Below are 7,609 nucleotides of genomic sequence, written 5' to 3'. Positions count from 1 at the left end.
TACCGTTCGGGAGCGCCTTTTTTGTATGGTGCCCAGAGGCGGACTAGTTTCCATCATTCCTAACCCTGGGTACTCAAGGCCTTCAGCGTCGAGTTGTGAGGAAATTGTACCATCCCTTGTACCTCCGGCAGTGCAGCAATTTCTACCGGTTGGACAGCACACTCTCGACCGCTTTCCGGGGTACGATCCCGATAGTTGCACCGTCCATACCTACTTCAGGCTTAGGAGCTACTATAGAGAACATTACTCCCTGGTTTGGGCCGGGGTCTCTTACGGTGTAAAAGCTTGTAGTCTGAATTCCTTCGTCTAACTTACGAAGAAACTCAGCTCCATAAAACTGCTTGAGAAGTCGGTCTAATTCTGCGGGCTTTAGTCCCGTGGACATTACTGTACATCCTCCCCCATTCACGAACCCAATCAAGAAGACGAGGCCTTCGTAGCGAAGGCCGTAGCCTCCTCCTCCCAGCTTCCGCATTGCAGGGTCTGCATTCAGCATCTCCTCCGGAAGCTCCATAGCTCCCATTGCTTCAGCCAATGGGGGGATGTTGCTGTAGTCGTCTTTGTTTTGTACGCAGTATCCATCAAATGTGTTGATTGCATGCTGCTCATTTGAAACTGCTAAGGCAGTTTGTGCCTTGAGTAGAAACCCAAGTGCCAAAATGATTCCAAGTCGCAAGGGGAAGCCTCTAGTTCATTCTCGAGGGAGTTCAGTTAGTGGTGGGCAATGCTATAGCACTTCTCCGAGCATCACCCAAAACCCCCAAGTTGGAACAAATAGAGAGATCACAACATCCCACTTATCGCCGAATATCACTGCTAGAGGGAGGCTGCCGGTATACACCACGAAAAAAATAACCATGAAGATGGATGAAAAGAAATCGGAAGCACGATCACTGCTGGACATTTTTTAACCTTCCTTGTGGGTTATTGAGGCTAGATTTGAGGGCGTGATTAGTTTGTGTCAAAGTTGAAATAGGTGTCAATGAGGAATTTGTCACAGAAAAATTGTGAACGCATACCTTGAATACGGTGAAGGTATTGTCCCCCCCTTGCCCCCCCCTATCTGTAACTAAGCCAGATGCAACACTCACAACGAACGTCGTTATTTGTTGCAGGCTGGTTGAACTGGTGCTCTACTTGTTCTTGACCAAGGCAACAGCGACAACAGCAATGACCATTCGCTATGTGATTTATCGTCGTGTGAGCACTGACAAGCAGGGAGCGTCTGGGTTAGGTCTAGAGGCTCAGCAGAGGGACATAGCCCTCTTCCTGGAGACCTACTCTGGCCAACCCTACGAGGTACTGGGCACCTTCACAGAGGTAATTACCGGGAAGGACACTGGGGCGGTGAAGGAGGAGCGGGAGAAGGCTATTGCTCTAAGTAAGAAGCACAAGGCCACTATGCTGGTGGCCAAGCTCGACCGGCTCAGTAGGGATGTTGAGGACATCGCGGGGATCATTAAGCGGGTAGACCTCAAGGTTGCCTGTATGCCCCAGGCGGATAGGTTTCAGCTCCACTTGTATGCCGCACTGGCGGAGCAGGAGAGGGAGTTCATCAGTCAGCGGACCAAACAGGCACTGGCGGCAGCCAAGGCCCGAGGAGTGAAGCTAGGAGGGCTCAGGGATAAAACTGGCAGGCGCAACGAAGTGACGAAGCAGAAAGCGCAGGAGCGTGCTGAAAGGCTATCAGGGCTCGTGAAACCGCTAGTGGCGGCAGGTATGACTACGCGCGAGATAGCTCAGGAACTGAACAATGCAGGACTCAGGACTTCTCGAGGTCACGAGTTTCAATCAATGACAGTCTCCAGGCTTATTCAGCGACTGGGGCTTTAGCTACAGTACAAGAATTGCCATCCCGTATAGGGATAGTAACCACCTTCCCTCCGGGGCGTCCTAGCCCCGTCTCTGACCTGCGACGGTCAGTTCCCCCTAAATATACCCTCCATCACTTAAGGGCGAATGCCATTGGCTTAGACCGCCCACCTCTGAGGAATGACATGAACAAGAAGCAAGTACAAAAGATCTATCCAGGCCTCTCGATTACCGGGCGGTTCAATTTGAGACAGGTTGATATAGTGGTTGAAGAAGGCTTCAACAATCGAAGAGTCGATATGAACCATGTTGAGCAGCTGACCAAATCAATCAAGATTGGCGGTCTAGAGAGGCCGGTTTGTGTGGCCGATGTGATCGATGAAGATGGATGTGTCACCCAAAACGTACTGCTAAGAGGACATCACCGCTATCACGCTGTCTGCAACCTAAACCGCAAAGCATCAGCCAACCACCAACGAAAGATCAGAGTGGAAAAGCTGACATTCCATGGTGACCCAGTCCCAATCCAGATTGCAAAGCATATTGCTCAAAGCGACAACACGAAGCCAACGAAGACCTTGGCCCGCAATGAAACTACGAATCTCGCTTGGAAGAGGCTGACTGATTGTCATCAATGGGAAGGGTGTCTGAAAGGAAGGCCGGTCCGAGAGCTTGCTCGTATGCTGGATATCAGCAAAAGCCTAACTAGCCGGATGTTGAGAACAAGAGATGCCCTATTGGCGAAGGGGGTGGACTGGGATGACCTGAACCGGACTGCTTGGTGGAGTGCTATGAAATTTTCCCCCCTTAATCAAACACAGGAATCCGAGGAGCAGGAGCACCGTAGAATGAAAATGCAAGCCATTGAAGCCTTGGCTCATGAGGATGCAAGCAGGCTAGTTAGGTTCCTTGAGATGAATGACGATGATGCCAGAGCTGACGAGGTAGCGATGAAGGCGCACCAGATCCTGAGCTTGGCAAGGCACCTGGAGCAACAATTGAAGGCCTCTGGGATATCAAAATCTGATCTGAAGAAGCGAGCCGCTTATGCTGGTTGCGCTTCGTCCGGTATTTTGCCCAGTTTCACAACGTTTGAGGAATCAGCTGTAGTGGACTTCTGAAGGAGGCGCTAGGTGATTACTCTCCGAGGTGGAAACGATTTATAGGTATCACAGTAGCTGTCCCTGCTAAGGGGGCTGGAGGGACATACAACTTTAGCGGACTAGTCGCCTTGAAGGCCCCGTGGTTCCTAGCTTTTAGCGATCTTGTATGTCCGTGGCAGGGTCGCTTTTTTTGACCCTGAGGGTGGTAGGGCAACGTCCCTGCTGCCCTATTTTGCGGTGTTTTTGGCTGTGAGGAGCGTTAACCGCTCCAGCTTTCCCATTGTCCGATACCTGCTTGGCTGACCCCCAACTGGACGAGTCGAGCACCGATTTGTCGGAATGCTTCTCCAAGCGCTCCCGGGCCGGGAGTTGCTGTCATGGATGTGCACATATTGCATAGCTGCTCCCAGGAGTAGCAAAAAATAACTCGACAGCCTGAGTCTCTCGCTTTGACTGTTTCTGCTTCAAAATCCCTTTGATCATGCGGTTGGCTGAGGGCTAGATAGAGAACGTTGGGAATGTCGAACTTGACTACCTTCTCTACACTGGATAACACATCTGAACCGCTGACTTTTTTATCTTTCACTTCAACTGAAAAACGAACTTTGCGATCCACGGGGTCATCGAACACAGTGATGTCTAGTGGGAAGCGACGGTCTGGATCGTTGATGTGGCTGACTTCCACGTTTTCCGTCCCGAAAGCAACTGAAAGCAAACCTGCAGCTACAGCTTGAGCGCGGCGACCCTCTTCGCTATCAGTTCCAACGAACTCTTCAATTCTTGTCGCGAGGCTTTGAGATACAAAGTAGTCGCCCGCGTTTTCACCGACATTGAACGAAGTTGTTGCCACTACTGTCCGCGACAAGATGAATCCTCGCAGGGCGGAGCGTGCTTCTTCTGTGCCTTGAATGCTGTCCAGCTCATCCAGGCATGCAAAAAGCCAGTTCCGACCTTCCACATTCCTAACACGCTCAATCGCGTCAATTCTCGCGCGGCCGACGAAAGGGGTATTGTTCAGTGGATTCGCATTGTTAGCGCCGAGATCAACGTCCAGGTAGGCTCTGTTTTTAGCCCAGACGTTGTCAGCGAGAGAGCGTGCCGAATAGGAACGCTCACCTCCGTCACGGTCGAGTAGAGAGTATACGTCGACATTCGGCTCAACAGACTTGGCTAGCAGGGCGGTGCCCAAGGCGGCTACGAAGGTTGAGCTTTTCCTGTATGGGCATAGCGCTCCTAGCCGATCAACTTTGGCTTTCCAAGCTTCACATATGGGATCGCTCACACCGTTATGGGCTTTCGCGTGCTCCTCGTAAAGTACTGACTTAGCTTGCGAGTGATCAATTTTTATTGGCATTGCTCTCACGGCCCCCCGTTACGTCTGGCTGGTGCTCGAGCAGGGTGGCTACATCGCACCTCAAGTACTCGCAGAGCAAGTCAATGGTTGCCAGTGTCGTGTTGTAGTCGCTACGAGACCCTAGTGCTTCGAGGGTCGCTTTGGAGAGCCCTGTCTCTTTGGCTATTTCGGCATATGTGGTTCTTGTCCCGGTTCTGCGGGCATAGTCGACCATTGCCTGACGAAGATTTACCTTGATCACTTGTACTCTCAATACAATTTATGTAGAGTTGCCACACTACCCTTCCTATACGCGGCGTGAGCTGCGACAAAATCCATCAACGCTACAGGCAGTTGGGTGTATGCGCAAGATTGTTAGTTTATTCACTGGTGCCGGAGGGCTGGATCTCGGGCTTGAAGCTGCTGGCTTCGAGACTGCCGTCGCCGTGGAGATGGACAAGTGGGCATGTCAGACTTTGCGTGCGAACCGCGATTGGCCTGTGTTTGAAGATGACATTCACAATGTAACGTCCGAAGACTTGAAGTCGGCTGGAGGCTTCAATAGGAGAGCGCCAGACCTCCTAATTGGGGGGCCGCCGTGTCAGCCCTTCTCAAAGTCTGCTTATTGGTCGAAGGGCGATACCAAGCGCTTAGATGACCCTAGGGCTGATACGTTGACAGCCTACTTGCGGGTGTTAAGAGACCTGAAGCCGAAGGCGTTTTTGCTGGAAAACGTCCAGGGAATGACCTTCAAGGGCAAAGATGAAGGGCTCAAGTTGCTTGAGAACATCATCCAGAAGATCAACGAAGAAACCGGCAGCAACTACTCATTCACATGGCAAGTGCTGAATGCTGCCGACTACGGCGTGCCTCAGATGCGTGAGCGAGTATTTCTGGTCGGCTCTCGTGATGGAAAGGTGTTTAGGTTTCCAGCTGCCACACATCAAGATCCAGAACTCGCAGTTGATGATCTCTTCGGTTACCCAACATGGAATAACGCCTGGGATGCCATAGGTGACTTAGTTAATGCTCCTGAGTCCAAAGATCCGAAACTGAAGGTTGGTGGAAAGTGGGGGGCGCTGCTGCCCTCTATCCCTGAGGGGAAAAATTACCTGCACCATACAGATCGAGGAGATGGTCAGCCGCTATTTGGCTGGCGGACGCGCTACTGGGGGTTCCTACTTAAGCTCGCCAAGAATAAGCCTTCTTGGACTATTCAGGCGCAGCCGGGAAGCTCCATTGGGCCGTTCCATTGGGATAGCAGAAAGCTAACCATGCGAGAGACTTGTCGTCTACAAACCTTCCCAGATGGGTATCACATTGAAGGTGGGCGTAGTGAGATGCAGCGTCAGTTAGGTAACGCTGTGCCCAGCTTAATGGGAGAGATTTTGGGTAGGGAAATCCGGAAGCAATTTTTCGGGGATAAGCTCGACAGCGATCAGTTGAAGTTGATCCCTCAGAAGAAAGAGCCTTGCCCGAGAGCGAAAAGAGTTCAACCGGTTCCTGAGCAGTACCACGAGTTAATCGGGGAGCATGCAGCTCATCCGGGTACAGGCCTTGGCCCTGTCGCGCGTAAGCGTAAGCTGGCAACGGCGACCTAAGCTAATGGGGGAAGGGTTCCCCCACCTTTACCCTGGGTTTTCCCGATACTGCTGCGGTGCCCCTTTTGCTCGGTTGCTATCAGTAGCTGGTGCTGACCCTTTACAGTCTCTTGAATCGCTTCCAGCCATTGCGTAATGAGGCCAAATCCACAGAGGGGAATTGCACCAGCTCAAGGCTTTCCTTGAGTCTCCGTACATCCCTTTTGCCATAGTACGTCGCTGTCTCTGCCAATTGTTTAGGCTCGTGACCAACCATTGATTGCAGGTCTAACAGGTCAATTTTGGCGTTGAGTCCCGCTGTGATGAATGTTCGACGCAGCGAGTGGAAGACTTTCTTGTCCTCTTTGAATTCGCTTGGGAGATGTCGGGCCCGGTAGGTCTCATTAAACCACTTGGACGCCACTTCTCCTGGCTTCCTGGATCCAAGGGGTATCGATTCGAGTAGTCGTGTAGCCCCGCTAGCTCTGACTTGCTCCACGTAATCACGGAAGCCAAGCTCCAAAAGTGCTGAGTGAATCGGGAAAGTTCGACGTGCCGCATTGGTCTTCACCCGTTTGCCGTCTTCCTCATCATCGTCGACTACTGCACACAAGATGCCATCGATTTCCTGAATGTCGCTCAGATGCATTTGTGTCAGTTCGCCTACCCTGGCCCCCGTCCAAAACCCAAGCAATGGAAGCCACCAGCGAGAAGCTGTGGTTTTGCTGCTTCTTGAGTATTTGGAATCAACGTAGATTGCGCTAGTTGTGATCACTCTGAGGTCGTCGGAGTCAAACTCTGTGTAACTCCTGCTGTCCTCCAGGTGTGTCTTGACCCCCTCAAACACATTGAGGTCAGCGAGTCGTTTCGGGATCAAGTGCTTCTGGAAGATCGCGCTCAGAATGGAAAGACGATCGTTAATTGTCTTTCCAGATAGGCATATGGACTCAGGTAGCTCAAGGGCTAGTAGCTCATCGATAGTCTTGTTTTTGTAGTTGGGGTTTTTTGTGCGGTTTGTAGGGATCTGCCTGCAAGCATCCCTAAAGCGGCAGGCGTCATCATGTGTTATTTCCCCGACAGGCTTGTCACCAACAACAAACACGAAAGTGCTGACCGCCTCCCGGTAGCTCTCAATGGAGCTAATGCCAACCTTCTTAGCCTGTTGCTTCTCATTGATGAATGCCTCAAGGACTTCGCTCAACAGGGGGGTAGTCTTCGGTTGTGTGGCGGCAACTGGAGTGGGGCTTGCCTGGAGCAGGTAAGGTTGCTCATTGTGAGCTGATTTACCGTTATGCAGGCGAAGGTCTTCTCGCTGAAGCTCAATGGTGGCCCTGAGTAACTCCCTGCAAAGTAACCGAAAGCTTCCAGATGTCTCGTCGAGCCTGATGCCGTTGTCATCTAGTATTTGCTGCGCTCTGCGAGCGATGCTTCGAAAGTGGGAGCGAGCTAAATCTTCCTCGGCTTCTCTGAGGAATTCTAGGCTGGCTGTGACGTGCGCTTCCCAGGCTCCGGGTGACTTCTCGCGGAGGTGGTCAGATGTAACCTCCGAGTGAGATTCTTCAATCTCCTTGCGGACAAGGTTCATTATTTGTTCGCGGGACAGCTGCATGCGACTGCTCTCAATACCACTTAGCAACCACTCAATCCGCGCAACTATATACGCGGCCGCTCGTTTGGCAATCAATTGTTTGTGGGTATGTAGGGGGTATCTCAGCTCGCGAACTGGAAGCAGGGATGCAAAGCGAAGGGGTCTCGCGTAACGGAGGTAATAGCCAGAGGGG

General features: G+C 51.8%; 8 protein-coding genes. 3 read left to right on the top strand and 5 right to left on the bottom strand.

Translation table 11 applies throughout. The features are described 5' to 3' along the window. Positions 1-142: 142 nt before the first annotated feature. Together AS89_RS0113120 and AS89_RS18810 are read right to left on the bottom strand one after the other, a co-directional pair. On the bottom strand, positions 143-658 hold the full coding sequence (locus AS89_RS0113120) for a hypothetical protein (protein WP_029250021.1): 516 nt from the start codon (positions 656-658) through the stop codon (positions 143-145). A gap of 69 nt (positions 659-727) precedes the next feature. Then, the gene (locus AS89_RS18810) at positions 728-904 is read right to left on the bottom strand and encodes a hypothetical protein (protein WP_158217366.1); all 177 of its coding nucleotides are present in this window, start codon (positions 902-904) and stop codon (positions 728-730) included. 266 nt (positions 905-1,170) lie between these two features. Here AS89_RS18810 and AS89_RS0113110 point away from each other — a divergent pair, with 266 nt between their 5' ends. Next, a complete protein-coding gene (locus AS89_RS0113110; RefSeq protein WP_033230471.1) occupies positions 1,171-1,833 on the top strand; it encodes a recombinase family protein in 663 nt (220 codons plus the stop codon). 164 nt (positions 1,834-1,997) lie between these two features. Then, entirely contained in the window at positions 1,998-2,933 is a 936-nt protein-coding gene (locus AS89_RS0113105) for a hypothetical protein (protein ID WP_010133142.1), read from the top strand. A 241-nt stretch (positions 2,934-3,174) separates the two neighbouring features. On the opposite strand, the gene AS89_RS0113100 is transcribed toward AS89_RS0113105, so the two are convergent. Both AS89_RS0113100 and AS89_RS19100 read right to left on the bottom strand, forming a co-directional pair. After that, the gene (locus tag AS89_RS0113100; protein ID WP_010133141.1) at positions 3,175-4,269 is read right to left on the bottom strand and encodes a restriction endonuclease, SacI family; all 1,095 of its coding nucleotides are present in this window, start codon (positions 4,267-4,269) and stop codon (positions 3,175-3,177) included. After that, positions 4,253-4,483, bottom strand: a complete 231-nt coding sequence (locus AS89_RS19100) for a helix-turn-helix domain-containing protein (RefSeq protein ID WP_373419109.1) — start codon at positions 4,481-4,483, stop codon at positions 4,253-4,255. The genes AS89_RS0113100 and AS89_RS19100 overlap by 17 nt, the downstream gene beginning before the upstream one ends. A 127-nt stretch (positions 4,484-4,610) precedes the next feature. Between AS89_RS19100 and AS89_RS0113090 the strand changes: the two genes are divergently transcribed. Next, positions 4,611-5,849, top strand: a complete 1,239-nt coding sequence (locus AS89_RS0113090) for a DNA cytosine methyltransferase (RefSeq protein WP_010133139.1) — start codon at positions 4,611-4,613, stop codon at positions 5,847-5,849. A 100-nt stretch (positions 5,850-5,949) separates the two neighbouring features. Here the strand turns inward: AS89_RS0113090 and AS89_RS0113085 are convergent, their stop codons facing one another. Beyond that, complete coding sequence (locus AS89_RS0113085; RefSeq protein WP_158217365.1) at positions 5,950-7,437, bottom strand: site-specific integrase; 1,488 nt, start codon at positions 7,435-7,437, stop codon at positions 5,950-5,952. Between the last annotated feature and the right edge of the window lie 172 nt (positions 7,438-7,609).

Origin of the sequence: Microbulbifer agarilyticus S89 (genome assembly GCF_000220505.1) — a bacterium.
Lineage (GTDB): Bacteria > Pseudomonadota > Gammaproteobacteria > Pseudomonadales > Cellvibrionaceae > Microbulbifer > Microbulbifer agarilyticus_B.
This window is presented reverse-complemented; position numbering and strand designations above follow the sequence as displayed.